This is a genomic window from Escherichia sp. WS1450 (genome assembly GCF_046487395.1).
Classification (GTDB): Bacteria; Pseudomonadota; Gammaproteobacteria; order Enterobacterales; family Enterobacteriaceae; genus Escherichia; species Escherichia coli.
The window spans coordinates 49110-74186 of record NZ_JBJQJO010000005.1; the positions used below are offsets into that span (position 1 = coordinate 49110).

At 51.0% G+C, this 25077-nt stretch carries 24 protein-coding genes and 6 tRNA genes; 16 read left to right on the forward strand and 14 right to left on the reverse strand.

The window, feature by feature from the left end; all coding sequences use genetic code 11:
* Positions 1-76: 76 nt before the first annotated feature.
* Entirely contained in the window at positions 77-1279 is a 1203-nt protein-coding gene (gene nupC, locus ACJHYR_RS07545; protein ID WP_000376337.1) for a nucleoside permease NupC, read from the forward strand.
* A gap of 49 nt (positions 1280-1328) precedes the next feature.
* On the opposite strand, the gene ACJHYR_RS07550 is transcribed toward nupC, so the two are convergent.
* The 3 genes from ACJHYR_RS07550 to ACJHYR_RS07560 all read right to left on the reverse strand — a co-directional run bounded on the left by ACJHYR_RS07550 (position 1329) and on the right by ACJHYR_RS07560 (position 3916).
* Positions 1329-3518, reverse strand: a complete 2190-nt coding sequence (locus tag ACJHYR_RS07550; protein ID WP_001306249.1) for a sensor domain-containing phosphodiesterase — start codon at positions 3516-3518, stop codon at positions 1329-1331.
* 207 nt (positions 3519-3725) lie between these two features.
* Positions 3726-3801: transfer RNA gene (locus tag ACJHYR_RS07555), tRNA-Ala, on the reverse strand.
* Positions 3802-3840: 39 nt separating this feature from the next.
* A tRNA-Ala gene (locus ACJHYR_RS07560) sits at positions 3841-3916 on the reverse strand.
* A gap of 220 nt (positions 3917-4136) precedes the next feature.
* On the opposite strand from ACJHYR_RS07560, the gene ACJHYR_RS07565 reads away from it, so the two are divergent.
* Entirely contained in the window at positions 4137-4496 is a 360-nt protein-coding gene (locus ACJHYR_RS07565; protein WP_000472021.1) for a YfeC-like transcriptional regulator, read from the forward strand.
* A gap of 1 nt (position 4497) precedes the next feature.
* Complete coding sequence (locus ACJHYR_RS07570) at positions 4498-4890, forward strand: MerR family transcriptional regulator (protein WP_000826497.1); 393 nt, start codon at positions 4498-4500, stop codon at positions 4888-4890.
* Positions 4891-4941: 51 nt separating this feature from the next.
* On the opposite strand, the gene gltX is transcribed toward ACJHYR_RS07570, so the two are convergent.
* Positions 4942-6357: a glutamate--tRNA ligase gene (gltX, locus tag ACJHYR_RS07575; RefSeq protein ID WP_000695649.1), complete on the reverse strand. Its 1416-nt coding sequence runs from the start codon at positions 6355-6357 to the stop codon at positions 4942-4944.
* Between the two features lie 258 nt (positions 6358-6615).
* On the opposite strand from gltX, the gene ACJHYR_RS07580 reads away from it, so the two are divergent.
* The 5 genes from ACJHYR_RS07580 (at position 6616) to ACJHYR_RS07600 (ending at position 7474) form a co-directional block, all read left to right on the forward strand.
* Positions 6616-6691 (forward strand) — tRNA-Val (locus ACJHYR_RS07580).
* Between the two features lie 44 nt (positions 6692-6735).
* Positions 6736-6811: transfer RNA gene (locus ACJHYR_RS07585), tRNA-Val, on the forward strand.
* 46 nt (positions 6812-6857) lie between these two features.
* A tRNA-Val gene (locus ACJHYR_RS07590) sits at positions 6858-6933 on the forward strand.
* 4 nt (positions 6934-6937) lie between these two features.
* A tRNA-Lys gene (locus ACJHYR_RS07595) sits at positions 6938-7013 on the forward strand.
* Positions 7014-7132: 119 nt separating this feature from the next.
* On the forward strand, positions 7133-7474 hold the full coding sequence (locus tag ACJHYR_RS07600) for a FlxA-like family protein (protein WP_000201400.1): 342 nt from the start codon (positions 7133-7135) through the stop codon (positions 7472-7474).
* On the opposite strand, the gene ACJHYR_RS07605 is transcribed toward ACJHYR_RS07600, so the two are convergent.
* Positions 7465-8391, reverse strand: a complete 927-nt coding sequence (locus ACJHYR_RS07605; RefSeq protein WP_072837403.1) for a LysR family transcriptional regulator — start codon at positions 8389-8391, stop codon at positions 7465-7467. The two genes, ACJHYR_RS07600 and ACJHYR_RS07605, sit on opposite strands and share 10 nt — an antisense overlap.
* An 89-nt stretch (positions 8392-8480) precedes the next feature.
* On the opposite strand from ACJHYR_RS07605, the gene ACJHYR_RS07610 reads away from it, so the two are divergent.
* Positions 8481-9479, forward strand: a complete 999-nt coding sequence (locus tag ACJHYR_RS07610) for a bile acid:sodium symporter family protein (protein ID WP_000765603.1) — start codon at positions 8481-8483, stop codon at positions 9477-9479.
* Here the strand turns inward: ACJHYR_RS07610 and ACJHYR_RS07615 are convergent.
* From ACJHYR_RS07615 to zipA, 3 genes are all read right to left on the reverse strand, one after another.
* A complete protein-coding gene (locus tag ACJHYR_RS07615; protein ID WP_000410201.1) occupies positions 9476-9694 on the reverse strand; it encodes a DUF3820 family protein in 219 nt (72 codons plus the stop codon). The genes ACJHYR_RS07610 and ACJHYR_RS07615 overlap by 4 nt on opposite strands.
* Position 9695: 1 nt before the next feature.
* The gene (gene ligA / locus ACJHYR_RS07620; protein ID WP_000443716.1) at positions 9696-11711 is read right to left on the reverse strand and encodes an NAD-dependent DNA ligase LigA; all 2016 of its coding nucleotides are present in this window, start codon (positions 11709-11711) and stop codon (positions 9696-9698) included.
* A gap of 70 nt (positions 11712-11781) precedes the next feature.
* Entirely contained in the window at positions 11782-12780 is a 999-nt protein-coding gene (zipA, locus tag ACJHYR_RS07625) for a cell division protein ZipA (RefSeq protein WP_001306251.1), read from the reverse strand.
* A gap of 229 nt (positions 12781-13009) precedes the next feature.
* Between zipA and cysZ the strand changes: the two genes are divergently transcribed.
* From cysZ to crr, 5 genes are all read left to right on the forward strand, one after another.
* A complete protein-coding gene (gene cysZ, locus ACJHYR_RS07630; protein WP_000254839.1) occupies positions 13010-13771 on the forward strand; it encodes a sulfate transporter CysZ in 762 nt (253 codons plus the stop codon).
* A 184-nt stretch (positions 13772-13955) separates the two neighbouring features.
* Positions 13956-14927: a cysteine synthase A gene (cysK, locus tag ACJHYR_RS07635; protein WP_000034402.1), complete on the forward strand. Its 972-nt coding sequence runs from the start codon at positions 13956-13958 to the stop codon at positions 14925-14927.
* Between the two features lie 383 nt (positions 14928-15310).
* Positions 15311-15568, forward strand: a complete 258-nt coding sequence (ptsH, locus tag ACJHYR_RS07640; RefSeq protein WP_000487600.1) for a phosphocarrier protein Hpr — start codon at positions 15311-15313, stop codon at positions 15566-15568.
* 44 nt (positions 15569-15612) lie between these two features.
* Positions 15613-17340 (forward strand): phosphoenolpyruvate-protein phosphotransferase PtsI, encoded by a 1728-nt coding sequence (gene ptsI / locus ACJHYR_RS07645; protein ID WP_000623136.1) that lies wholly within the window; start codon positions 15613-15615, stop codon positions 17338-17340.
* Between the two features lie 40 nt (positions 17341-17380).
* The gene (crr, locus tag ACJHYR_RS07650; protein ID WP_000522247.1) at positions 17381-17890 is read left to right on the forward strand and encodes a PTS glucose transporter subunit IIA; all 510 of its coding nucleotides are present in this window, start codon (positions 17381-17383) and stop codon (positions 17888-17890) included.
* 41 nt (positions 17891-17931) lie between these two features.
* Here crr and pdxK read toward each other — a convergent pair whose 3' ends face one another.
* On the reverse strand, positions 17932-18783 hold the full coding sequence (gene pdxK, locus ACJHYR_RS07655) for a pyridoxine/pyridoxal/pyridoxamine kinase (protein ID WP_000096669.1): 852 nt from the start codon (positions 18781-18783) through the stop codon (positions 17932-17934).
* 104 nt (positions 18784-18887) lie between these two features.
* Between pdxK and ACJHYR_RS07660 the strand changes: the two genes are divergently transcribed.
* Together ACJHYR_RS07660 and ACJHYR_RS07665 are read left to right on the forward strand one after the other, a co-directional pair.
* Positions 18888-19262, forward strand: a complete 375-nt coding sequence (locus ACJHYR_RS07660) for a YfeK family protein (RefSeq protein ID WP_000719958.1) — start codon at positions 18888-18890, stop codon at positions 19260-19262.
* Between the two features lie 32 nt (positions 19263-19294).
* The gene (locus ACJHYR_RS07665) at positions 19295-20029 is read left to right on the forward strand and encodes a WGR domain-containing protein (RefSeq protein WP_000710498.1); all 735 of its coding nucleotides are present in this window, start codon (positions 19295-19297) and stop codon (positions 20027-20029) included.
* Positions 20030-20217: 188 nt separating this feature from the next.
* Here the strand turns inward: ACJHYR_RS07665 and cysM are convergent, their stop codons facing one another.
* The 5 genes from cysM to cysP form a co-directional block, all read right to left on the reverse strand.
* Positions 20218-21129 carry a cysteine synthase B gene (gene cysM / locus ACJHYR_RS07670; RefSeq protein WP_001306253.1) on the reverse strand — a complete coding sequence of 304 codons (912 nt, stop codon included), beginning with the start codon at positions 21127-21129 and terminating at the stop codon, positions 20218-20220.
* Positions 21130-21262: 133 nt separating this feature from the next.
* Positions 21263-22360, reverse strand: a complete 1098-nt coding sequence (cysA, locus tag ACJHYR_RS07675) for a sulfate/thiosulfate ABC transporter ATP-binding protein CysA (RefSeq protein WP_000021031.1) — start codon at positions 22358-22360, stop codon at positions 21263-21265.
* Positions 22350-23225, reverse strand: coding sequence for a sulfate/thiosulfate ABC transporter permease CysW (gene cysW / locus ACJHYR_RS07680; RefSeq protein ID WP_000852714.1), 876 nt, complete (start codon positions 23223-23225; stop codon positions 22350-22352). The genes cysA and cysW overlap by 11 nt, the downstream gene beginning before the upstream one ends.
* Positions 23225-24058 carry a sulfate/thiosulfate ABC transporter permease CysT gene (cysT, locus tag ACJHYR_RS07685; protein ID WP_000458420.1) on the reverse strand — a complete coding sequence of 278 codons (834 nt, stop codon included), beginning with the start codon at positions 24056-24058 and terminating at the stop codon, positions 23225-23227. The genes cysW and cysT overlap by 1 nt, the downstream gene beginning before the upstream one ends.
* Positions 24058-25074 (reverse strand): thiosulfate/sulfate ABC transporter substrate-binding protein CysP, encoded by a 1017-nt coding sequence (gene cysP, locus ACJHYR_RS07690; RefSeq protein ID WP_000290240.1) that lies wholly within the window; start codon positions 25072-25074, stop codon positions 24058-24060. The genes cysT and cysP overlap by 1 nt, the downstream gene beginning before the upstream one ends.
* Between the last annotated feature and the right edge of the window lie 3 nt (positions 25075-25077).

Genomic DNA, 25077 nt, shown 5'->3' on the forward strand with positions numbered 1-25077 from the left:
GTCAGATCTCGTTTTCCTTAACCATGTTACATAGAATGTGCACGGAAATTTAACCTGCCTCATATTTGGAGCAAATATGGACCGCGTCCTTCATTTTGTACTGGCACTTGCCGTTGTTGCGATTCTCGCACTGCTGGTAAGCAGCGACCGCAAAAAAATTCGTATCCGTTATGTTATTCAACTGCTTGTTATCGAAGTGTTACTGGCGTGGTTCTTCCTGAACTCCGACGTTGGTTTAGGCTTCGTGAAAGGCTTCTCCGAAATGTTCGAAAAACTGCTCGGATTTGCCAACGAAGGGACTAACTTCGTCTTTGGTAGCATGAATGATCAAGGCCTGGCATTCTTCTTCCTGAAAGTGCTGTGTCCAATCGTCTTTATCTCTGCACTGATCGGTATTCTCCAGCACATTCGCGTGTTGCCGGTGATTATCCGCGCAATTGGTTTCCTGCTCTCCAAAGTCAACGGCATGGGCAAACTGGAATCCTTTAACGCCGTCAGCTCCCTGATTCTGGGTCAGTCTGAAAACTTTATTGCCTATAAAGATATCCTTGGCAAAATCTCCCGTAACCGTATGTACACCATGGCAGCAACGGCGATGTCCACCGTGTCGATGTCCATCGTTGGTGCATACATGACCATGCTGGAACCGAAATACGTCGTTGCAGCGCTGGTACTGAACATGTTCAGCACCTTTATCGTGCTGTCGCTGATCAACCCTTACCGTGTTGATGCCAGCGAAGAGAACATTCAGATGTCCAACCTACACGAAGGTCAGAGCTTCTTCGAAATGCTGGGTGAATACATTCTGGCAGGTTTCAAAGTTGCCATTATCGTTGCCGCAATGCTGATCGGCTTTATCGCCCTGATCGCCGCGCTGAACGCACTGTTTGCTACCGTGACTGGCTGGTTTGGCTACAGCATCTCCTTCCAGGGCATCCTGGGCTACATCTTCTATCCGATTGCATGGGTGATGGGTGTTCCTTCCAGTGAAGCACTGCAAGTGGGCAGTATCATGGCGACCAAACTGGTTTCCAACGAGTTCGTTGCGATGATGGATCTGCAGAAAATTGCTTCCACGCTCTCTCCGCGTGCTGAAGGCATCATCTCTGTGTTCCTGGTTTCCTTCGCTAACTTCTCTTCTATCGGGATTATCGCCGGTGCGGTTAAAGGCCTGAATGAAGAGCAAGGTAACGTGGTTTCTCGCTTCGGTCTGAAGCTGGTTTACGGCTCTACCCTGGTGAGTGTGCTGTCTGCGTCAATCGCAGCACTGGTGCTGTAAGACCATACATAAAAAAGCCGGGGATCATTCCCCGGCTTTTTTACGCCTGTTAATCAGCTAATGGCTGCGGGCGACCAATCAAATACCCTTGCAGATATTGCACCCCGAGCTTATGCAATAGCGCCTGCTGCTGTTGCGTCTCGACAAACTCCGCGACCACACTCAATGACTTCGCTTTCGCCAGATCGGTAATTGATCTCACAATCATCGCATCCAGCGTATTCGTGACGATATCTTTCACAAAGACGCCATCAATTTTGATGATATCAGCCTGCAAACGCTTTAACCGTTCGTAGTTGGCATAACCGGTGCCAAAGTCATCAATCGCAATCCGGAAACCAAACTTATGCAGTTGCTCGATGTTGTACATGCTGCTTTCTGCGTTAGAAAACGCCTGCTCCTCGGTGATCTCAAGAATGACCGCCTGCGGGGAGATGTTATAACGCTTAAACAGACGAATAATCCGCCCGGCAATATTCTTTTGCAGCAGCGTGAGCGGCATTAAATTGACTGAAAAGCGCGGGCCTTTTTTGTCGCAAGGATGTGTTGCCAGCCACTTCAACAGGGATTCCAGCACTTGCAAATCAAAACGCGCGCTAAGGTTAAACTGAGCAATAAGGGGCAGAAACTTATCCGGGGTCATAATGCCACCGTCATATTTCAGTCGCGCGAGGATCTCATCATAACCTTCACCCTCTTTGTTGCGAATTGGCTGGGCGTAGAGCAGCAAATCACCCTGATCTAACGCCGTGCGAATGGTATTCAGCAATAGCACCTGTTTAGTGGTCTGCCCGGAAACCATCTCCTCTCTGCTATCCAGCGCCAGCACATGGTGATGTGCGCAGGATTGCTCCGCCAGCCAGCTTAACTGCCCCAACAAGGGTTGCAGGGTTTCCTGATTTCCATCAAAACGCCCCCAGGCAGCACCATAGCCCATATCCAGCCCGGTATTGTTCCAGTGAATTTGCCGACTATTCAGGATGTTAACCATATGCTGGAGTCGCCCTTCCGTTTCCGGCCCACTCAGCACTAACAGCAGTTCACTACCCGGCAATTGATACAACTTTTCATTTTCCTGCATCAACGGCAGCAGCGTACGGTAAATTGATCGGATACAGTGAACGCGCATCATTAAGCCGTAATGACGACTCATAAACTCAAGATTATCAATGCGCAGGCAGCAAAAACTCTTGCCCGCCTCTTGCTCCGGCGCTTGTTCTAACGCACGAAAGTTGGGTAGGAGCGTTAACGGATCGGTCAGCGCCTGCAAATGCCAGCGGCGATTAAGCCATTCACTGCGATGATAAATGCGCACCATATAGAGCAGGCAAACGCTAAAGGAAATCAGCACCGCGAGAATAAATGCCAGCGAATATTCGGTTTCCACCCCTTGCAAAAAGTTCTGGTTGTAATTCAGAAGGCAAAGCGTTGAAACAGCCCAGGTGAGATTTAAAAACGGATAGCGGAGCTTACCGACCCCGAGGGTAAAGATAATGAAGAAAACGGGCACCAGGTAACCGGCAATAAAGTCATTTTCATACGGTGTGCACAGCAGAAGTAGCAGCACGCTTAACGCTGCCAGCCAGCTTAAGGTAAATGCGCGTTTCTCTTTGCCCAACGACGGAGCGATATCCCTGCGCCACAATATCTGCGCAAAGTGGGGACTTACAATCATGCGAGTGAGATAGTAGAAAAGCATGTTGTAAATCAGCACAGCGGTGAAAAGGCTTAGCAAATCAACGACCGTGAAAATGGCATCCGCATCGCCGAAAAAGGTGGATATCTTTAGCGGGAAATCAAAGAAGCTCCCCACAAGATACATGCTGCATTTGATGCCGATCGGCGTCACCAAACCAAGCCAGAACAGACGTTGCCAGACATATCGGCTGGTCAATCCATAACGCCAACGCGTCCCCAGCTGCCAGCGTAATATTGCGCAGGCACACAACACGACAAACGTCTGGCTGCCGAGCATGACCGCAGTCTGTAAAAAAGAGAGATGAAAGTTCCACAGATTGGTGCAAAACATCCCGCATAAAACGGGAACGACACCGCGCCAGCCAAAGATAAACAAGATTGACAGCATTACGCACAGTGGCATCCACGCCAGAAAGATATAACTGGAATGGATAATGGCAAGTGGCGAAATAAAACGGGATAGCTGAATAAGTACCACGGTGAGCGTAAACGCTAGTGTGAATATCTTGATATTTTTTATCAGGTTATGCTCCACAAACATGAGTACACTACTCTCACTGATCGGGGTTTTCAGGCACACAAATAATAAGTTTATTCGCATCGCGAAGCAAACAGGGGCCAGCCTGTTGCCGATTTTTCATCCAATGATGCTTTCACCAGGCGGCACTAACCCGGACGTAGACTGTATTACAAAAGCGGCAAAAAGCAGAGACAAAAAACCCCCGCTTTGCAGCGAGGGTTGGAAATTTGGTGGAGCTAAGCGGGATCGAACCGCTGACCTCTTGCATGCCATGCAAGCGCTCTCCCAGCTGAGCTATAGCCCCACGATGCGTTTACGTACCAAATTTGCTGGGTGCAAAATTTGGTGGAGCTAAGCGGGATCGAACCGCTGACCTCTTGCATGCCATGCAAGCGCTCTCCCAGCTGAGCTATAGCCCCGTCACGTAAAGCTTGTCGAGTTGACGGGCGGCATCATATGAATTCCGCCCGAATGTGTCAACGGCAAAATGCAGCGTGTAGTTTCAATCGCTGAAAAATCAGGCAAATGAACAATTTTGGAAAACCGCTCGCATTCAGTAGTTATTCATGTCACGGTTTCCTGTAAAGTGGTGTTATAAAATGAACTACTAATAGACCCACATACATTCAGGGAATTGTTATGTTCAAGGAGAGGATGACACCAGATGAACTTGCCAGATTGACCGGCTATAGCCGCCAGACCATCAATAAATGGGTACGCAAGGAAGGCTGGACAACGTCACCAAAACCAGGCGTCCAGGGTGGCAAAGCCCGACTGGTTCACGTCAATGAACAGGTTCGTGAATATATTCGCAATGCTGAACGTCCAGAAGGTCAGGGAGAAGCGCCTGCCCTGTCTGGTGATGCGCCGCTTGAAGTGTTGCTGGTGACACTGGCGAAAGAGATGACGCCAGTTGAACAAAAACAGTTTACATCCTTGCTTCTGCGGGAAGGGATTATCGGATTGTTACAACGCTTAGGGATTCGCGATAGCAAATAATATGAAAAGATTACGCAATAAAATGACCACCGAAGAACTGGCTGAATGCCTCGGTGTGGCTAAACAAACTGTTAACCGTTGGATCAGAGAAAAAGGCTGGAAAACGGAAAAATTTCCTGGCGTGAAAGGCGGTCGTGCCAGACTTATTCTGGTCGATACGCAAGTTTGTGAGTTTATTCAGAACACGCCAGCCTTCCATAACACGCCGATGCTTCTGGAAGCCGAAGAACCCCTTGCCGAATACGCACCGGGTATTCGCACCCCTGCTTATCGGCAAATCATCAGCGCAATAGACAACATGACTCATAGCGAGCAGGAAAAAGTTGCGCAATTTTTGTCACGCGAAGGAATTCGTCATTTCCTTGCTCGTCTCGACATAGATGAATCAGCATAAATTAAAAACGGCAGGGGTATCTCTCCTGCCGTTTATCTTTTTACACGCTAATTACTGCTGGTTTTCGCGTTCAGCAATAAAAGCCAGCGCTTTGTTGATACGCTCGATACTGCGGGTCTTACCGATTGCGTGAACAGTAACATCCAGCGCCGGAGACTGCCCCGCACCGGTTACGGCGACACGCAGCGGCATACCAACTTTACCCATACCCACTTCCAGCTCATCCGCCGTCGCCTGAATAGCGTGATGAACGTTTTCAGCGGTCCAGTCAGTAATCGCAGTCAGTTTGTCACGAACCACTTCCAGCGGCTGACGCGCTACTGGGCGCAGATGTTTTTTCGCGGCGTCGGCATCGAACTCAGCAAAATCTTCGTAGAAATAGCGGCAGCTCTGTGCCATCTCTTTCAGCGTCTTGCAGCGTTCACCCAGCAGTTTCACTAGATCAGCCAGCTGCGGGCCGTTACGGGTATCGATATTTTCCTGCTCAATGTGCCACTGTAAGTGAGTAGCAACATACTCCGGCGGCAGCGCGTTAATGTAGTGATGGTTCAGCCACAGCAGCTTGTCGGTGTTGAACGCACTGGCAGATTTGCTGACGGCATTCAGAGTGAAGTATTTGATCATCTCTTCACGAGTGAAGATTTCCTGATCGCCGTGGGACCAGCCCAGACGCACCAGATAGTTCAGCAGTGCTTCTGGCAGATAACCGTCATCACGATACTGCATTACGCTGACCGCCCCGTGACGTTTGGACAGTTTTTTACCGTCATCGCCGTTGATCATAGAAACGTGTGCGTAAACCGGTACCGGCGCTTTCAGAGCCTTAAGAATGTTGATCTGGCGCGGTGTGTTGTTGATATGGTCTTCGCCACGGATAACGTGGGTGATTTCCATATCCCAGTCATCGACAACCACACAGAAGTTATAGGTTGGGGAACCATCGGTACGGCGAATGATCAGATCATCCAGTTCCTGGTTGCTGAACTCGATCGGACCACGGATCTGATCGTCAAAAACAACAGAACCTTCCTGCGGGTTAGCAAAACGTACAACGCACGGTTCATCATCAGCATGATGATCATGGCTGTGGCGGCAGCGACCGTCATAACGCGGCTTCTCACCTTTCGCCATTTGCTCTTCGCGCAGCGCTTCCAGGCGCTCTTTAGAACAATAGCATTTATAAGCTGTGCCCTCTTCCAGCATCTGATCGATCACCGCGTTGTAGCGATCAAAACGTTTGGTCTGGTAGTACGGACCTTCATCCCACTCCAGGCTCAGCCAGTTCATGCCATCCATAATGGCTTCGATAGCTTCCGGCGTGGAACGCTCAAGATCGGTGTCTTCAATACGCAGCACGAACTCACCGCCGTGGTTACGTGCAAAAAGCCAGGAGTAAAGAGCAGTACGCGCGCCGCCAACGTGCAGATAGCCTGTTGGGCTTGGCGCGAAGCGAGTTTTGATTTTCATGAAATGGCCTTACGTTTAGAAAGATGCCGACAACCGGCAAATCCTGGAAAAATTGAGTGGGCGATATTCTATCACTCCCGCCTGATTCCTCAATGTAGTTCGGGTTGCAACCTTACGCATTATTGTTTTCGTTGACAAATTGCGCAACACGGTCTGTTTTGCGATCATCTTGCTTAAATTTACGACGAACGAACAATTTCTTTAGAAAATGCGTTGACTCATTTTGAACTCTCCCTATAATGCGACTCCACACAGCGGGGGTGATTAGCTCAGCTGGGAGAGCACCTCCCTTACAAGGAGGGGGTCGGCGGTTCGATCCCGTCATCACCCACCAACTACTTTATGTAGTCTCCGCCGTGTAGCAAGAAATTGAGAAGTGGGTGATTAGCTCAGCTGGGAGAGCACCTCCCTTACAAGGAGGGGGTCGGCGGTTCGATCCCGTCATCACCCACCACTTTCTCGCCAGCTAAATTTCTTGTAACAATGTGAAGTACCGAAGTGGGTGATTAGCTCAGCCGGGAGAGCACCTCCCTTACAAGGAGGGGGTCGGCGGTTCGATCCCGTCATCACCCACCACTTCGGGTCGTTAGCTCAGTTGGTAGAGCAGTTGACTTTTAATCAATTGGTCGCAGGTTCGAATCCTGCACGACCCACCAATGTAAAAAAGCGCCCTAAAGGCGCTTTTTTGCTATATGCGGTTTGTAAGATTGATTTTTCTTCTCAAGTTCCTTGTTCTTCTGCCGATATTACCTCGTACAGTGACGAGGACTGAACAATGGCCACTATCTCTCCAACTTCAATTCCTTCCATACAAACACAGAGTAGTAACAGGGCATCAGAAGGTAGCGATGTTGCTTCACAAATTGCGCGGATAAGTCAGCAAATCATCAAACTCACTCAACAAATTAAAGAGATTGCAGACACTAGCGGCAGTGCTGAAGACAAGCAAAAACAGGCCGAATTGATTCAGCAGCAAATCACCCTACTGGAAACACAACTGGCGCAGTTGCAAAGACAGCAGGCAGAAAAAGCGCAGGAGAAAGAGCAGCGTTTGTCTCTGAATGCATCCCTTCCAAATCCTGTTGAAAAAACGACTCAGATCGATATCTATATCTGATACAGCGGATCCCCTTCCCGCCCAGCCATTAGAGCACGGCCCTGGCCTCGTACCACGTCCCATAACGCTTGTGCGGCGGTGGAAAGTGAACGGTTCTTCCTGCGCACCAGCATCAACTGGCGTTCCACCACCGGCGTAATGCGCTTTACCACCAGCGGGCTACCTTCAGGTAACGGCAGCGCCAGTGCGGGAAGAATACTAATGCCGATGCCTGCGGCTACCATCGGGAACAGCGTCGCCGGATGTCCAATCTCCTGCACAATATTCGCCTGAATACCATTGCGCGCCAGCGCTGCGTCAATCAGCGGTCGGCTGCCTGACGCGTAATCCTGCAACACCAATTTCGCTCCCTGTAATGCCTGCCAGGGTACATAATCTTCCGCGGCCAAAGCGCTATCGCGATGGCAAAGCAAGAAGAAAGGCTCGGAAAGAATCGCTTCACATTGCAGATCGCCCACTGGGCCTGGATCGATGACGATGCCAAAATCGACATCTCCCTGGCGAATACTTTCCATCACCCACTGCTGCGGACGATCGTGCAGGATAAACTGAATATCTGGATAGCGGCGATGGATTTCAGCAATGCATTGCGGAATAAGATGCGCGGAAATGGTCTGGCTGGCAGCGACCCGAACTTTTCCGCTCAGTTGTTGCCCCATACGCCCGGTATCGCGCAACGTGCTGTTAAGTTCATCCAGCAGTCGCTCAAGACGCAAAGCCAACTGCTGCCCTGCATCTGTAAGCACCACTTCACGCGTGGTTCTGTCCAGCAGGCGAACACCAGTATGATTTTCCAGCTCCTTCACACTGTGACTTACTGCCGACTGACTCAGGCCGATACGCTCTCCTGCACGACTAAAACTTTTCTCCTGCGCTACTGTGACGAAAACCTTTAATTGTTTTAAAGAATAATTCATCTGTTTTATTCATGAATGGATGCAATAAATCAATTTTATTTCTCAAACTGGAAGAAGCACAATAGAACCATCGATCATCTGGAGTCTTTATGAAACTTTTTCGTATCCTCGATCCTTTCACCTTAACCCTGATCACGGTGGTGTTGCTGGCCTCTTTCTTTCCGGCCAGAGGCGATTTCGTCCCCTTCTTTGAAAATCTGACCACTGCAGCTATTGCCCTGCTGTTCTTTATGCACGGCGCGAAGTTGTCGCGTGAGGCGATTATTGCTGGCGGTGGGCACTGGCGACTGCATTTGTGGGTAATGTGCAGCACCTTCGTATTGTTTCCGATTCTGGGCGTGCTGTTTGCCTGGTGGAAACCGGTAAATGTCGACCCGATGCTCTACTCCGGTTTTCTCTACTTGTGCATTCTCCCCGCTACCGTGCAGTCTGCAATCGCCTTTACTTCAATGGCGGGCGGTAACGTCGCGGCAGCGGTTTGTTCTGCGTCAGCATCCAGCCTGTTGGGGATTTTCCTTTCACCATTGCTGGTTGGTCTGGTGATGAATGTTCACGGTGCAGGGGGCAGCCTTGAGCAGGTCGGTAAAATTATGCTGCAACTGCTGCTGCCGTTTGTGTTGGGGCATCTTTCCCGGCCGTGGATTGGTGACTGGGTGTCGCGCAATAAAAAATGGATTGCGAAAACTGACCAGACGTCCATTCTGTTGGTGGTTTATACAGCGTTCAGCGAAGCCGTCGTTAATGGTATCTGGCATAAAGTTGGCTGGGGATCATTGCTGTTTATCGTGGTGGTCAGCTGCGTTCTTCTGGCTATCGTGATCGTAGTTAACGTCTTTATGGCACGCCGACTGGGCTTCAATAAGGCAGATGAAATTACTATCGTCTTTTGTGGTTCGAAAAAGAGTCTGGCAAATGGCATCCCGATGGCAAACATTCTTTTCCCCACATCGGTGATCGGTATGATGGTGCTGCCTCTGATGATTTTCCATCAGATCCAATTGATGGTCTGTGCGGTGCTGGCGCGTCGATACAAACACCAGACCGAACAGTTACAGGCGCAGCAGGAAAGCCGCGCCAATAAAGCTTAAAGAGGACGCTTCAGGGGCTGGACCAGTTGCGTCAGCCCCTCAGTTTTAATCAGCAGCGTGATTTGCATTAGCTCACCGAGCTTCCCTGCCGGGAACTCATCTTTGCGGGCAAACCACAGAAGATACTCCTCCGGCAGGTCGATTAAGCGACGCCCTTTGTATTTGCCAAACGGCATTATCGTATTGGCTATTTCAATCAGCTGCTCTTTTTCCATCTCAGCTACCCAGCAAACGCAGCATTTCCGCTTCGTCGATGACTTCAATGCCCAGTTCCTGCGCCTTCGCCAGTTTAGATCCTGCAGCTTCACCCGCTATCACCAGATCGGTTTTCTTCGACACGCTGCCCGCGACTTTCGCGCCCAGTTCGACCAGTCGAGCTTTAGCGTCATCACGCGACATCTGGCTTAAGCTGCCCGTAAGCACCACGGTTTTACCAGCAAACGGGCTGTCAATCTCTTCCGCGTTGATAACGATCGGCGCAGGCCAGTGAACACCTTCCGCCAACAGCTCGCTGATGACATTGCGGTTGCTTTCTTCGGCAAAGAAGTTGTGAACGTGGGATGCAACGACAATGCCAACATCAGGCACCTTTTGCAGCTCTTCAATCGAAGCGGCTTCCAGCGCTTCCAGCGTGCCGAAATATGCCGCCAGACCTGCTGCGGTGGCCTCGCCGACTTCACGGATGCCAAGTGCATAGAGGAAGCGGGCAAAGGTGGTTTCTTTCGCTTTTTCCAGCGCGTTAACCACGTTTTGTGCCGATTTCGGCCCCATGCGCTCCAGTCCGGTCAGTTTGCCTGCGGTGAGTTTGAACAGATCCGCCGGAGTATGGACATATTCTTTTTCAACCAGCTGATCGATGATTTTGTCGCCCATACCGTCAACGTCCATCGCACGGCGGGAAACAAAGTGTTTCAGCGACTCTTTACGCTGCGCACCGCAAATCAGGCCACCGGTACAGCGGGCAACCGCTTCACCTTCCACACGCTCAACGTCAGAACCACATACCGGACAATGCGTCGGGAATACAACCTCACGGGTATCTTCCGGGCGTTCAGAAAGCACGACGTTAACCACCTGCGGGATCACGTCGCCAGCGCGGCGAATCACCACTTTATCGCCAATGCGTAAACCAAGACGTTCGATTTCATCCGCATTGTGTAAGGTTGCGTTACTCACCAGCACGCCAGCAACATGGACAGGTTCCAGACGCGCAACAGGCGTAATCGCGCCAGTACGCCCAACCTGAAACTCGACGTCACGCACAAAGGTCATCTGTTCCTGCGCCGGGAATTTAAACGCTACCGCCCAGCGCGGGGCACGCGCGACAAAGCCAAGCCGCTCCTGCTGTGCCAGTGAGTTGACCTTAATCACCACGCCGTCGATATCAAAACCCAGCGTCGGGCGGTCTTCTTCTACTTTGTGGTAGAACGCCAGCACTTCTTCCGCCGATTCACAAAGCGTTACCCGGTCGCTGACCGGCAAACCCCACTGTTTAAATTGCAGTAAACGGCCAAGATGAGTATCCGGCAGCTCGCCACCTTCCAGAACACCGACGCCATAGCAGAAAAAAGTGAGCGGTCGCTTCGCTGTAATACGCGGATCAAGCTGACGCAGTGAACCAGCTGCCGCATTACGTGGGTTAGCAAACACTTTCCCGCCCGTACGTCGCGCATCTTCGTTAATCTTTTCGAACCCCGCCTGTGGCAGGAACACTTCACCACGTACTTCCAGACGCGCCGGGATATTCTCTCCGTGTAGCTTCAGCGGAATGGCGCGAATAGTACGCACATTAGACGTGATATCTTCCCCGGTGGTGCCATCGCCACGAGTCGCGGCACTGACTAAAACGCCATTTTCATACAGAATACTGACGGCAAGGCCATCCAGCTTCAGCTCACAGCACCAGGTGACTTTCTCGTTGCTTTTCAGACGGTCCTGCACACGTTTGTTGAAAGCAAGAAAGCTTTCTTCATCAAAAACGTTATCCAGCGACAGCATTGGCACTTCATGGCGGATCTGGCTGAAAGCCGCCAGCGGCGCAGCACCTACACGTTGGGTAGGCGAATCAGGCGTAATCAGTTCTGGATGTTTGGTTTCCAGCTCACGCAGTTCGCGCATCAGCCTGTCGTATTCAACGTCGGGAATTTCCGGCGCATCCATCACATGATAAAGATATTCATGATGGCGAAGCGTCGTTCGCAGTTCTGTCAGTTGTTGTTCGATTGATTCCATATCGCACCATCAATGCTAAAAACCCCCGACAAGCGGGGGTTCGAAGAGGAGTTAATTTGCCTTAAGTGTATCAGGCGTTGGCGTCTTTGACTTCGCGGATGATGTCCTGGTACTCGCGCAATTTCTGCGGAGTCATCATACGGCGCTGATCGTCAAGCACTACACCGCCCACTTCATCGGCAATATGCTGCGCAGATTGCAGCATCAGCTTGAAGTTCTGCAGCTCGTCACCGTAAGACGGTACCTGCATAAAGATAGTGACACCCGGAGTAGTGAAATCCTTCATTTCAGGATCAAAGGTTCCCGGTTTCACCATATTCGCCAGGCTGAATAACGCCGGGCCGCTGCCATCCGGGCTAAGATGACGATGGTAAATATTCATATCGCCAAAAATGAAGCCCGCTTGTTGAATGCTGTTAAGAAGCAGTTCACCGTTTAGCTCGCTACCGTGATGCGCCGCGACGTTCATGATAATCACCGCTTCTTTGCGCTTCGGTTTATCCATAACTGGAGCCGGTTCCGCTACAGGCTCAGGCTGTGGTGCCGCTACAGGCTCTGCAGGCTGGAAAGCCTGTTGTGCCGGTTGCGGTGCTGAATGCACTGGCTGCGGCGCTGATGCGACCTTTGGCGAAACTGGCTGCTGCAACGGCTGTTCAGGCTGCGGCTGATAGGCAGGCTGCTGCACGGGTTGCTGCACCGGCTGCGCTGGACGCGGAGCATGTTGCGGCGGTACCTGCGCTTCAGGCGGCGGCTGGACCGGTTGACGCGGCTGCGCAGACGCATAAGGCGGTTGGTACTGGTGTTGCGGCGACGGACGAGCAGCCTCATGCTCCTGGGCGTTAGCCGGGGCATGATTCACGCGGTGAACACGAACCTCACCAACGCCCTCATCATCTTCGACATCCTCGTCATAAGAATCGTCGTCACGTTTTGACTTCATTCGTTTTAGTGGCCGATCGCGGAACATAGAAGATCGTTCTTTACGGCTGGTCCAGAAACCATGTACCAGTAAAGCGATTATGGCGATCGCGCCAACAATGATTAATATCAGACGCAAATCCTGCATCATTATATTCTCTGTTGTTCTAACACCTTGCCACCACGGCAAACATTTACTCACTAAGAGTATTTGCCGATTACCTCAAGTGCAAGTGCACTATTAACTTTCACAGCACAAAGATAGATGAAATCGTGCTTTTTGCTGTTTTTTCGAACATATCCTAACTGTCCATTGCGCAATTACCCGGTAAAATACGCAGAATTTTCCTGGGATTGGTCAAAAGGAGCTCATCCTGATTATGGTTTCATCATTCACATCTGCCCCACGCAGCGGTTTTTACTATTTTGCGCAAGGCTGGAAGCTCGTCTCGCAACCTGGGATTCGGCGTTTCGTTATTTTACCGCTGCTGGTCAATATTTTGTTGATGGGGGGCGCATTCTGGTGGCTCTTTACGCAACTCGATGTCTGGATCCCGACTCTCATGAGTTATGTTCCGGACTGGTTACAATGGCTGAGCTATCTGTTGTGGCCTCTGGCAGTCATCTCCGTGCTGTTAGTGTTTGGCTATTTCTTCTCAACGATTGCTAACTGGATTGCCGCTCCGTTTAACGGTTTATTGGCTGAACAACTGGAAGCACGATTGACTGGCGCTACACCGCCAGATACCGGGATTTTCGGTATCATGAAAGATGTGCCGCGAATCATGAAACGCGAATGGCAAAAATTTGCCTGGTATCTGCCGCGCGCAATTGTATTACTAATTCTTTACTTCATCCCTGGTATTGGGCAAACCGTCGCGCCGGTACTGTGGTTCCTGTTTAGCGCCTGGATGTTAGCCATCCAGTATTGCGATTACCCCTTCGATAACCACAAAGTGCCGTTTAAAGAGATGCGCACCGCCCTGCGCACACGCAAAATCACCAATATGCAGTTTGGTGCTTTAACCAGCCTGTTTACGATGATCCCGCTGCTTAATCTGTTCATCATGCCCGTTGCCGTTTGTGGTGCGACGGCGATGTGGGTCGATTGCTATCGCGATAAACACGCGATGTGGCGGTAACAATCTACCGGTTATTTTGTAAACCGCTTGTGTGAAACAGGGGTGGCTTATGCCGCCCCTTATTCCATCTTGCATGTCATTATTTCCCTTCTGCATATAGATATGCTAAATCCTTACTTCCGCATATTCTCTGAGCGGGTATGCTAGCTGTTGTATCCCAATTTCATACAGTTAAGGACAGGCCATGAGTAAGATTTTTGAAGATAACTCGCTGACTATCGGTCACACGCCGCTGGTTCGCCTGAATCGCATCGGTAACGGACGCATTCTGGCGAAGGTGGAATCTCGTAACCCCAGCTTCAGCGTTAAGTGCCGTATCGGTGCCAACATGATTTGGGATGCCGAAAAGCGCGGCGTGCTGAAACCAGGCGTTGAACTGGTTGAACCAACCAGCGGTAATACCGGGATTGCACTGGCCTATGTCGCTGCCGCTCGCGGTTACAAACTCACCCTGACCATGCCAGAAACCATGAGTATTGAACGCCGCAAGCTGCTGAAAGCGTTAGGTGCAAACCTGGTGCTGACCGAAGGTGCTAAAGGCATGAAAGGCGCAATCCAAAAAGCAGAAGAAATTGTCGCCAGCAATCCAGAGAAATACCTGCTGCTGCAACAATTCAGCAATCCGGCAAACCCTGAAATTCACGAAAAAACCACCGGTCCGGAGATCTGGGAAGATACCGACGGTCAGGTTGATGTATTTATTGCTGGCGTTGGGACTGGCGGTACGCTGACCGGCGTCAGCCGCTACATTAAAGGCACCAAAGGCAAGACCGATCTTATCTCTGTCGCCGTTGAGCCAACCGATTCTCCAGTTATCGCCCAGGCGCTGGCAGGTGAAGAGATTAAACCTGGCCCGCATAAAATTCAGGGTATTGGCGCTGGTTTTATCCCGGCGAACCTCGATCTCAAGCTGGTCGATAAAGTCATTGGCATCACCAATGAAGAAGCCATTTCTACCGCGCGTCGTCTGATGGAAGAAGAAGGTATTCTTGCAGGTATCTCTTCTGGAGCAGCTGTTGCTGCGGCGTTGAAACTACAAGAAGATGAAAGCTTTACCAACAAGAATATTGTGGTTATTCTACCGTCATCGGGTGAGCGTTATTTAAGCACCGCATTGTTTGCCGATCTCTTCACTGAGAAAGAATTGCAACAGTAATGCCAGCTTGTTAAAAATGCGTAAAAAAGCACCTTTTCAGGTGCTTTTTTGTGGCCTGCTTCAAACTTTCGCCCCTCCTGGCATTGATTCAGCCTGTCGGAACTGGTATTTAACCAGACTAATTATTTTGATGCGCGAAATTAATCGTTACAGGAAAAGCCAAAGCTGAATCGATTTTATGATTTGGTTCAATTCTTCCTTTAGCGGCATAATGTTTAATGACGTACGAAACGTCAGCGGTCAACACCCGCCAGCAATGGACTGTATTGCGCTCTTCGTGCGTCGCGTCTGTTAAAAACTGGCGCTAACAATACAGGCTAAAGTCGAACCGCCAGGCTAGACTTTAGTTCCACAACACTAAACCTATAAGTTGGGGAAATACAATGTTCCAGCAAGAAGTTACCATTACCGCTCCGAACGGTCTGCACACCCGCCCTGCTGCCCAGTTTGTAAAAGAAGCTAAGGGCTTCACTTCTGAAATTACTGTGACTTCCAACGGCAAAAGCGCCAGCGCGAAAAGCCTGTTTAAACTGCAGACTCTGGGCCTGACTCAAGGTACCGTTGTGACTATCTCCGCAGAAGGCGAAGACGAGCAGAAAGCGGTTGAACATCTGGTTAAACTGATGGCGGAACTCGAGTAATTTCCCGGGTTCTTTTAAAAATCAGTCACAAGTAAGGTAGGGTTATGATTTCAGGCATTTTAGCATCCCCGGGTATCGCTTTCGGTAAAGCTCTGCTTCTGAAAGAAGACGAAATTGTCATTGACCGGAAAAAAATTTCTGCCGACCAGGTTGATCAGGAAGTTGAACGTTTTCTGAGCGGTCGTGCCAAGGCATCAGCCCAGCTGGAAACGATCAAAACGAAAGCTGGTGAAACGTTCGGTGAAGAAAAAGAAGCCATCTTTGAAGGGCATATTATGCTGCTCGAAGATGAGGAGCTGGAGCAGGAAATCATAGCCCTGATTAAAGATAAGCACATGACAGCTGACGCAGCTGCTCATGAAGTTATCGAAGGTCAGGCTTCTGCCCTGGAAGAGCTGGATGATGAATACCTGAAAGAACGTGCGGCTGACGTACGTGATATCGGTAAGCGCCTGCTGCGCAACATCCTGGGCCTGAAGATTATCGACCTGAGCGCCATTCAGGATGAAGTCATTCTGGTTGCCGCTGACCTGACGCCGTCCGAAACCGCACAGCTGAACCTGAAGAAGGTGCTGGGTTTCATCACCGACGCGGGTGGCCGTACTTCCCACACCTCTATCATGGCGCGTTCTCTGGAACTGCCTGCTATCGTGGGTACCGGTAGCGTCACCTCTCAGGTGAAAAATGACGACTATCTGATTCTGGATGCCGTAAATAATCAGGTTTACGTCAATCCAACCAACGAAGTTATTGATAAAATGCGCGCTGTTCAGGAGCAAGTGGCTTCTGAAAAAGCAGAGCTTGCTAAACTGAAAGATCTGCCAGCTATTACGCTGGACGGTCACCAGGTAGAAGTGTGCGCTAACATTGGTACGGTTCGTGACGTTGAAGGTGCAGAGCGTAACGGCGCTGAAGGCGTTGGTCTGTATCGTACTGAGTTCCTGTTCATGGACCGCGACGCGCTGCCCACTGAAGAAGAACAGTTTGCTGCTTACAAAGCAGTGGCTGAAGCGTGTGGCTCGCAGGCGGTTATCGTTCGTACCATGGACATCGGCGGCGACAAAGAGCTGCCATACATGAACTTCCCGAAAGAAGAAAACCCGTTCCTCGGCTGGCGCGCTATCCGTATCGCGATGGATCGTAAAGAGATCCTGCGCGATCAGCTCCGCGCTATCCTGCGTGCCTCGGCTTTCGGTAAATTGCGCATTATGTTCCCGATGATCATCTCTGTTGAAGAAGTGCGTGCACTGCGCAAAGAGATCGAAATCTACAAACAGGAACTGCGCGACGAAGGTAAAGCGTTTGACGAGTCAATTGAAATCGGCGTAATGGTGGAAACACCGGCTGCCGCAACAATTGCACGTCATTTAGCCAAAGAAGTTGATTTCTTTAGTATCGGCACCAATGATTTAACGCAGTACACTCTGGCAGTTGACCGTGGTAATGATATGATTTCACACCTTTACCAGCCAATGTCACCGTCCGTGCTGAACTTGATCAAGCAAGTTATTGATGCTTCTCATGCTGAAGGCAAATGGACTGGCATGTGTGGTGAGCTTGCTGGCGATGAACGTGCTACACTTCTGTTGCTGGGGATGGGTCTGGACGAATTCTCTATGAGCGCCATTTCTATCCCGCGCATTAAGAAGATTATCCGTAACACGAACTTCGAAGATGCGAAGGTGTTAGCAGAGCAGGCTCTTGCTCAACCGACAACGGACGAGTTAATGACGCTGGTTAACAAGTTCATTGAAGAAAAAACAATCTGCTAATCCACGAGATGCGGCCCAATTTACTGCTTAGGAGAAGATCATGGGTTTGTTCGATAAACTGAAATCTCTGGTTTCCGACGACAAGAAGGATACCGGAACTATTGAGATCATTGCTCCGCTCTCTGGCGAGATCGTCAATATCGAAGACGTGCCGGATGTCGTTTTTGCGGAAAAAATCGTTGGTGATGGCATTGCTATCAAACCAACTGGAAACAAAATGGTCGCGCCTGTAGACGGCACCATTGGTAAAATCTTTGAAACCAACCACGCGTTCTCTATCGAATCTGATAGCGGCGTTGAACTGTTCGTCCACTTCGGTATCGACACCGTTGAACTGAAAGGCGAAGGCTTCAAGCGTATTGCTGAAGAAGGTCAGCGCGTGAAAGTTGGCGATACTGTCATTGAATTCGATCTGCCGCTGCTGGAAGAGAAAGCCAAGTCTACCCTGACTCCGGTTGTTATCTCCAACATGGACGAAATCAAAGAACTGATCAAACTGTCCGGTAGCGTAACCGTGGGTGAAACCCCGGTTATCCGCATCAAGAAGTAATTCTTGCCGCAGTGAAAAATGGCGCCCATCGGCGCCATTTTTTATGCTTCCGCCAGCGGCGGCAAAATCAATTCATCGCTCTCATGCTGCTGGGTGTAGCGCATCACTTCCAGTACGCGCAACCCCGCACGGTGCACCGCATCGTTTAACGCCTTCCCTTTCAGCAAACCACTGATAAGCTGAGCACAAAACAGGTCGCCAGTCCCTTTCAGGTCGGTTTTTACCCGTGAATGGGAAATGACATTCACGCTGTCGGCAGTGACCACCACCACCTGCATCTCCTGATTTTCTTCATTACCGGAGGCGCTGGTAATCACCACCCATTTTAATGTGTCTGAAAGCAGACTTTTTGCGGCAGCAATGGCACTGTCGAGATCGCGGCAATTTTTACCGGTCAGGATTTCCAGCTCAAAAATATTGGGGGTAATTCCCTGCGCCAGCGGCAGTAAATATTGTCGATACGCCTCGGGAAGGTCAGGTTTGACATAAATTCCGCTATCAATATCGCCAATCACTGGATCGACCATGATCAATAGGTCAGGATGATCTTTGCGTAGCGCAGTCAGCCACTCGGCAAGGATTTTGATTTGCGATGCCGTTCCCATATAGCCCGTGGTTACAGCACGAAGTTGGCGCAACGCATCACGCTCCTGAAGCGCACGCAAATAGCCGCTAAACCATTCGTCCGGAATCGCACCACCGTAGAAAGTGTCATAATGCGGTGTATTGCTCAGCAATACAGTCGGCACGGCAAAGACATTCAAGCCGTTCTGTTTGATAGCAGGCACGGCAATGCTGTTGCCTACGCTGCCGTACACTACCTGCGACTGCACGGCGACGATATCCGCCTGCAATGCCCTGCTCTTATCGTTAAACAACAACAAACTACTCATTTAATTTTTTCTCCTTGCCGATGATCCTCATCGTATTCCAACCGAAACTTTACCTGATTCTGGCAGTCAAATCGGCTATCACAAAACAAGGATAAGGTAATTCAATGAAGAAAATCATTTGTCTGGTCATTACGCTGCTAATGACACTCCCCGTTTACGCGAAGTTAACTGCCCATGAAGAAGCCCGTATCAACGCCATGCTGGAGGGATTAGCACAGAAAAAGGATTTGATATTTGTGCGTAACGGCGATGAACACACCTGTGATGAAGCGGTTTCCCACCTGCGTCTGAAGCTCGGCAACACGCGCAACCGCATTGACACCGCCGAGCAGTTTATTGATAAGGTGGCCTCGTCGTCATCGATTACCGGGAAGCCGTATATCGTGAAGATGCCCGGTAAAAGCGATGAGAACGCACAACCTTTTTTACATGCGCTAATTGCGCAGACGGATAAAACGGTGCCTGCGGAAGGGAATTAATCCGCTCTGGCAAGGTAGTTACAGGAGGTAACATGAAAAAATGCTTTATTTATAACGATGAAAAATCGAATAAATTTTGGTGGATAGATTACAAAGAGGATAGTTTAGCGGTCAACTATGGCAAGGTAGGTAGTATTGGTAAATTCCAGACAAAAGAGTTCGATAATGAAGAACAGTGTCTGAAAGCAGCCAGTAAATTGATTGCCGCAAAAATGAAGAAAGGCTATCAAGAAGATCCAAACGTTAACTTCATGGATCGCTACTATTTTGATGATGAAGAAATTGGGTTACATGTTAAAACGTCACACCCAAACTTCCAGTGCCATTTTACTGATCCACTTTATATGTGTTGCTGGGATGAAGAATCTCCTTTTGGCAGCGATGAAGGTGCTGATGCTCTAAACGTTCTTGAAAATAGCCTCCGTAAAGAGCCGGATCTGGACTGTGCTGATTTCCCTCAAATGTTAATTGAAACTGTGTGGGGTATGAAATACATCGCTATGGACAGTATTCTTGAAGAGGATGTTCGTGCGCAATTACTAGTCGATGAAATGAGCACTATCCAGAGCAATATGATTACCTACGCGACTGCATTCGGTCAGATTAAAGTCATGGGTAAAATCTCCCATAAACTTAAAAAGATGGGACTCAATGCACTAGCGCGTCATCAGCTTACCGCAAAAATTCTTCAATGGGGTGACGGTCAGGACTCACCAATACTTCAAAAAATGATTGACGATCTAACCGCTTTTCCACACGAAAATTAAATACTGTATTTGCCGGCAGCAACAACTGTTGACAAAGTGCGCTCTGTTTATGCCGGATGCGGCGCAAACGCCTTATCCGGCCTACAAAATCATGCTAATTCAATATATTGCAGAAATATCGTAGGCCTGATAAGCGTAGCGCATCAGGCAGTTTTGCATTTGTCATCAATCTCAAGTGCTATTAATCCTTAAATCCCCGCCCCCTGGCTAAAATGCTCTTCCCCAAACACCCCGGTAGAAAGGTAGCGATCGCCGCGATCGCAGATGATCGCGACCACCACCGCGCCGGGGTTAGCTTTTGCCACGCGCAGTGCTCCGGCAACCGCGCCGCCGGAGCTGACGCCACAGAATATTCCTTCCCGCACTGCCAGTTCGCGCATGGTGTTTTCCGCTTCTCGCTGATGAATATCCAGCACCTCATCCACCAGAGAAGCGTTGAAAATCCCCGGCAGATATTCCGCAGGCCAGCGGCGAATGCCGGGAATGCTACTGCCCTCTTCCGGCTGCAGGCCAACAATGGTCACCGGTTTGGATTGTTCGCGCATAAAGCGTGAAACGCCGGTGATAGTGCCGGTTGTTCCCATGCTGGAGACAAAATGGGTAATGCGCCCGCCAGTTTGCTGCCAGATTTCCGGCCCGGTGGTGGTGTAATGGGCGTAGGGATTATCAGGATTATTGAACTGATCGAGCAGCTTTCCTTCACCACGATTCGCCATCTCCAGCGCCAGATCGCGCGCACCTTCCATGCCCTGCTCTTTGGTGACAAGAATCAGTTCCGCACCATAAGCACGCATCGCCGCACGGCGTTCCTGGCTCATGTTGTCGGGCATCAGCAATTTCATGCGATAGCCTTTAAGCGCGGCAATCATTGCCAGCGCAATGCCGGTGTTACCACTGGTGGCTTCGATCAGCACGTCCCCCGGTTTAATTTCCCCGCGCTTTTCCGCCTCGACGATCATCGAAAGTGCCGCACGATCTTTTACCGAACCTGCCGGGTTATTGCCTTCCAGTTTCAACCAGATTTCACTGCCGTTATTCGGCCCCATTCGCTGCAACTTCACCAGAGGCGTATTGCCAATTGTTTGTTCTAATGTACTCACGATCTCTATCCATACGTGGTGTTGCCTGATGCGACGCTTACGCGTCTTATCAGGCTTACAGGTTACAAACCTTGCCATTAAAAAGCCCGGATCGCGGGAAGCGCCTCCGGGCGTTTAACATTCACTCAACCTATCAGGCGCTTTGTGCGAGAGCAAGTTCCTCATCGCGGGTTTCAATACGCTCGTCGCCGTTATACAGCCGCGCATGTTGCAGACCAACGAATAAACGCTCGCCACGTTGCGGGGCGTCGTCGCCGTGCATCACGACCGTCAGCGCTTCGTTGTACCACCCCAGCGGCTGCACGACTAATTGGGTGTAGTGGCCTTTCGGGCTGGCTTCCAGTACCTGTACCGGCAGCGGCGAATCGAGGCTGGTACGGCGGCTGATATCCACTTCCCAAGGGCGCAGGAAGAGATCCACCGGCCCCTGATACGCAGGTGTGTAGCCCAGCGGCCAGCGATGCGCGCCAACATGGAACTGCCCGCCGCGAATGGTTCCCTGCAGGCGGTTCACTTCGCCCATAAATTCGAGCACAAAGCGGGTCGCTGGTTCGCGCCATACCTGATCCGGCGCATCAGCCTGCTCGATATTGCCCTGGCTCATCACCACTACACGATCGGCTACTTCGGTCGCTTCTTCCTGGTCATGGGTAACGAATACGCTGGTAAATTTCAGTTCTTCATGCAGTTGACGCAACCAGCGACGCAGCTCTTTACGCACCTGCGCATCCAGCGCGCCAAACGGTTCATCAAGCAGCAGAATTTGCGGTTCCACAGCCAGCGCACGCGCCAGCGCCACGCGCTGTTTCTGCCCGCCGGAAAGCTGTGCCGGATAACGATCCGCCAGATGCGCAAGCTGCACCATCTCCAGCAATTTTGTCACTTTCGCTTTGATGGCTGCGGCATTCGGGCGCTCGCGACGCGGCAGCACCGTCAGGCCAAAAGCGATATTGTCGAATACCGTCATATGACGGAACAGCGCGTAATGCTGGAACACGAAACCGACTTTGCGATCGCGCGCGTGCAGACGGCTGACGTCGGTGCCGTGGAAGCGAATATGCCCGCTGGTTTGATGCTCCAGCCCAGCAATAATGCGCAGCAGCGTGGTTTTCCCGGAACCAGACGGCCCCAGCAATGCGACCATCTGACCAGAAGGAATATCCAGTGAGATATCGTTCAGCACCTGGGTGCGACCAAAAGACTTCTTAATATTGGCAATCTCAATGCTCATGATGCTCCTCCTGCTGCGCGCGTTTTTCCTGATTCTCCAGACGCCACTGCAACATACTCTTTAAAAACAGGGTGATAATCGCCATCAGCGTCAACAACGCGGCAGCGGTAAAGGAGCCGACGGTGTTGTAGTCTTGCTCCAGCAATTCAATCTGTAACGGCAGCGAAAGTGTTTCGCCGCGAATCGAGCCGGAAACCACCGACACCGCACCAAACTCGCCAATCGCGCGGGCGTTGGTCAGCACCACGCCATAAAGCAGCGCCCAGCGAATGTTCGGCAATGTGACGCGGCGAAACATCTGCCAGCCAGACGCGCCAAGCAAAATCGCCGCTTCGTCTTCCTGGCTGCCCTGGCTTAACATCACCGGCACCAGCTCGCGCACCACAAACGGACACGTCACAAAGATGGTGACCAGCACCATTCCCGGCCAGGAGAACATAATTTGCAGATTATGTTCATCCAGCCAGCCACCGAGCGGGCCGTTAGAGCCGTAAAACAGCAGATACACCAGACCGGCTACCACAGGCGACACGGCAAACGGAATGTCCAGCAGCGTCAGCAGTAACTGGCGTCCAGGGAAGTTAAAGCGCGTCACCAGCCAGGCCAGCAGAATGCCGAACACCAGGTTTACCGGTACGGCAATCAGCGCGATCATCACCGTCAGCCAGATGGCGTGCAGCATGTCCGGATCGGCCAGATTCTGTAAAACCGGCATCAGCCCTTTGCTGAACGCCTGTACGAAGATATAAATCATCGGCACCAGCAGGATGAACGCCGAAACCAGCATCCCGATACCAATCAGAAACCACTTGCCCCAGTTAATCGGGCGCGCGCCATAACGCTTCAATTGGGTAACTTCCGCCATTAATGACCTACCACACGCCGACCAAAGCGACTTTGCAGAGTGTTAATTGAGAACAACAGCAGCAGGGATGCCGCGAGGATCACCGAAGCAATCGCGCTCGCCGCCGGGTAATCAAACTCCTGCAAGCGCACAAAAATCATCAGCGACGTCACTTCCGTCTTCCAGGCGATGTTCCCGGCGATAAAAATCACCGCGCCAAACTCACCAAGACTACGAGTAAACGACAGCGCCACGCCCGCCACCAGCGCCGGAGAAAGTTCCGGCAGCACCACTTTGCAGAAACTCTGCCAGCGCGTTGCACCAAGCGTTTCTGCAGCTTCTTCATATTCCGGGCCTAACTCTTCCAGCACCGGCTGCACGGTACGCACCACAAACGGAATACTGGTAAAAGCCATCGCCACCGCAATCCCCAGCCAGGTATAGGTAACTTTGATATCAAACTTCGCCAGCCATTCACCGTAAAAACCGTTCACGGAAAAGAGCGAGGCCAGCGTTAAACCGGCGACTGCCGTTGGCAGCGCAAAGGGTAAATCCATCAGCGCATCAAGCAGCGTGCGGCCCGGAAAGCGATAACGGGTTAAGATCCACGCCATCAGCAGGCCGAAAACGCCGTTAAAAATTGATGCCACAAACGCCGACAGCAGCGTCACTTTGTAGGCCGCGACCACCTGCGGGTTGGTGATCACCTCCCAGTACTGCGCCCAGCTCATCTCAGAGAGCTGCATCACCAGCGCGGAGAGCGGCAGCAGCAAAATCAGGCACACAAACAGCAGACTGGTGCCGAGGCTTAAGGTAAAGCCCGGCAGCACGCGTCTTGATGAAACTGCAAACATTAATTACGCCCCGCCGCTAACAGCTTGTCTAACTCGCCGCCGCTGGTGAAGTGGGTTTTCATCACTTCCGGCCAGGAGCCAAATTTGTCTTCCACGCGGAACAGTTCGGTCTGCGGGAATTTGTCTTTCAGTTTGTCCATGACTTCCGGGTTATTTACGCGGTAGTAATAGTCGGTGATGATGGTTTGCGCCTGCGGGCTGTAGAGCCAGTTCAGGTAAGCTTTTGCTGCTTTTTCCGTACCGTTGGCCTGCACATTTTTATCGACCCACGCCACCGGGAATTCCGCAAGAATGTTAGTTTTCGGAATAACTACTTCGAAGCCCTGCGCTTCATACTGTTTACGAATGTTGTTCACTTCCGATTCGAAGCTAATCAGCACATCGCCCAGCCCGCGCTCGGCAAAGGTGGTGGTCGCGCCACGGCCACCGGTATCGAACACTTCAACGTTTTTCAGGAACTGGGTCATAAACTGTTCGGTTTTGGCTTTGTCGCCACCGTCAGCTTTATCCGCTGCGCCCCATGCCGCCAGATAGGTGTAACGTGCGTTACCCGACGTTTTCGGGTTCGGGAAAATCAGCTTCACGTCGGAGCGCACCAGATCGTTCCAGTCGTGGATATTTTTCGGGTTGCCCTTACGCACCAGGAAACCCATGGTGGAGTAGAACGGCGAGCTGTTATTCGGCAGGCGCGTTTGCCAGTCGGCCGGGATCAGCTTGCCTTTGTCGTGCAGGATTTGTACGTCAGTCACCTGGTTATAAGTGACAACGTCGGCTTTTAAGCCCTGCAAAATCGCCAACGCCTGTTTTGATGACCCGGCATGAGATTGTTTTATCGTCAGTTTGTCGCCGCCGTTATCTTTGGCCCATTGTTGCTCAAACGGCGGGTTCAGGGCGGCAAACAGCTCGCGGGAGACGTCATAAGAACTGTTCAGCAGTTCCGTTGCCTGTACATGGCCCGCCAGCAGCAGAGAAGCGACCAGCGCGAGTGAGTTCTTTTTCAGTAAGTTAACGGCCATTGC

Coding starts and splice junctions, on each gene's coding strand:
- nupC (WP_000376337.1), top strand. CDS start 77: ATGGACCGCGTCCTTCATTTTGTACTGGCACTTGCCGTTGTTGCGATT.
- ACJHYR_RS07550 (WP_001306249.1), bottom strand. CDS start 3,518: ATGTTTGTGGAGCATAACCTGATAAAAAATATCAAGATATTCACACTA.
- ACJHYR_RS07565 (WP_000472021.1), top strand. CDS start 4,137: ATGTTCAAGGAGAGGATGACACCAGATGAACTTGCCAGATTGACCGGC.
- ACJHYR_RS07570 (WP_000826497.1), top strand. CDS start 4,498: ATGAAAAGATTACGCAATAAAATGACCACCGAAGAACTGGCTGAATGC.
- gltX (WP_000695649.1), bottom strand. CDS start 6,357: ATGAAAATCAAAACTCGCTTCGCGCCAAGCCCAACAGGCTATCTGCAC.
- ACJHYR_RS07600 (WP_000201400.1), top strand. CDS start 7,133: ATGGCCACTATCTCTCCAACTTCAATTCCTTCCATACAAACACAGAGT.
- ACJHYR_RS07605 (WP_072837403.1), bottom strand. CDS start 8,391: ATGAATTATTCTTTAAAACAATTAAAGGTTTTCGTCACAGTAGCGCAG.
- ACJHYR_RS07610 (WP_000765603.1), top strand. CDS start 8,481: ATGAAACTTTTTCGTATCCTCGATCCTTTCACCTTAACCCTGATCACG.
- ACJHYR_RS07615 (WP_000410201.1), bottom strand. CDS start 9,694: ATGGAAAAAGAGCAGCTGATTGAAATAGCCAATACGATAATGCCGTTT.
- ligA (WP_000443716.1), bottom strand. CDS start 11,711: ATGGAATCAATCGAACAACAACTGACAGAACTGCGAACGACGCTTCGC.
- zipA (WP_001306251.1), bottom strand. CDS start 12,780: ATGATGCAGGATTTGCGTCTGATATTAATCATTGTTGGCGCGATCGCC.
- cysZ (WP_000254839.1), top strand. CDS start 13,010: ATGGTTTCATCATTCACATCTGCCCCACGCAGCGGTTTTTACTATTTT.
- cysK (WP_000034402.1), top strand. CDS start 13,956: ATGAGTAAGATTTTTGAAGATAACTCGCTGACTATCGGTCACACGCCG.
- ptsH (WP_000487600.1), top strand. CDS start 15,311: ATGTTCCAGCAAGAAGTTACCATTACCGCTCCGAACGGTCTGCACACC.
- ptsI (WP_000623136.1), top strand. CDS start 15,613: ATGATTTCAGGCATTTTAGCATCCCCGGGTATCGCTTTCGGTAAAGCT.
- crr (WP_000522247.1), top strand. CDS start 17,381: ATGGGTTTGTTCGATAAACTGAAATCTCTGGTTTCCGACGACAAGAAG.
- pdxK (WP_000096669.1), bottom strand. CDS start 18,783: ATGAGTAGTTTGTTGTTGTTTAACGATAAGAGCAGGGCATTGCAGGCG.
- ACJHYR_RS07660 (WP_000719958.1), top strand. CDS start 18,888: ATGAAGAAAATCATTTGTCTGGTCATTACGCTGCTAATGACACTCCCC.
- ACJHYR_RS07665 (WP_000710498.1), top strand. CDS start 19,295: ATGAAAAAATGCTTTATTTATAACGATGAAAAATCGAATAAATTTTGG.
- cysA (WP_000021031.1), bottom strand. CDS start 22,360: ATGAGCATTGAGATTGCCAATATTAAGAAGTCTTTTGGTCGCACCCAG.
- cysW (WP_000852714.1), bottom strand. CDS start 23,225: ATGGCGGAAGTTACCCAATTGAAGCGTTATGGCGCGCGCCCGATTAAC.
- cysT (WP_000458420.1), bottom strand. CDS start 24,058: ATGTTTGCAGTTTCATCAAGACGCGTGCTGCCGGGCTTTACCTTAAGC.
- cysP (WP_000290240.1), bottom strand. CDS start 25,074: ATGGCCGTTAACTTACTGAAAAAGAACTCACTCGCGCTGGTCGCTTCT.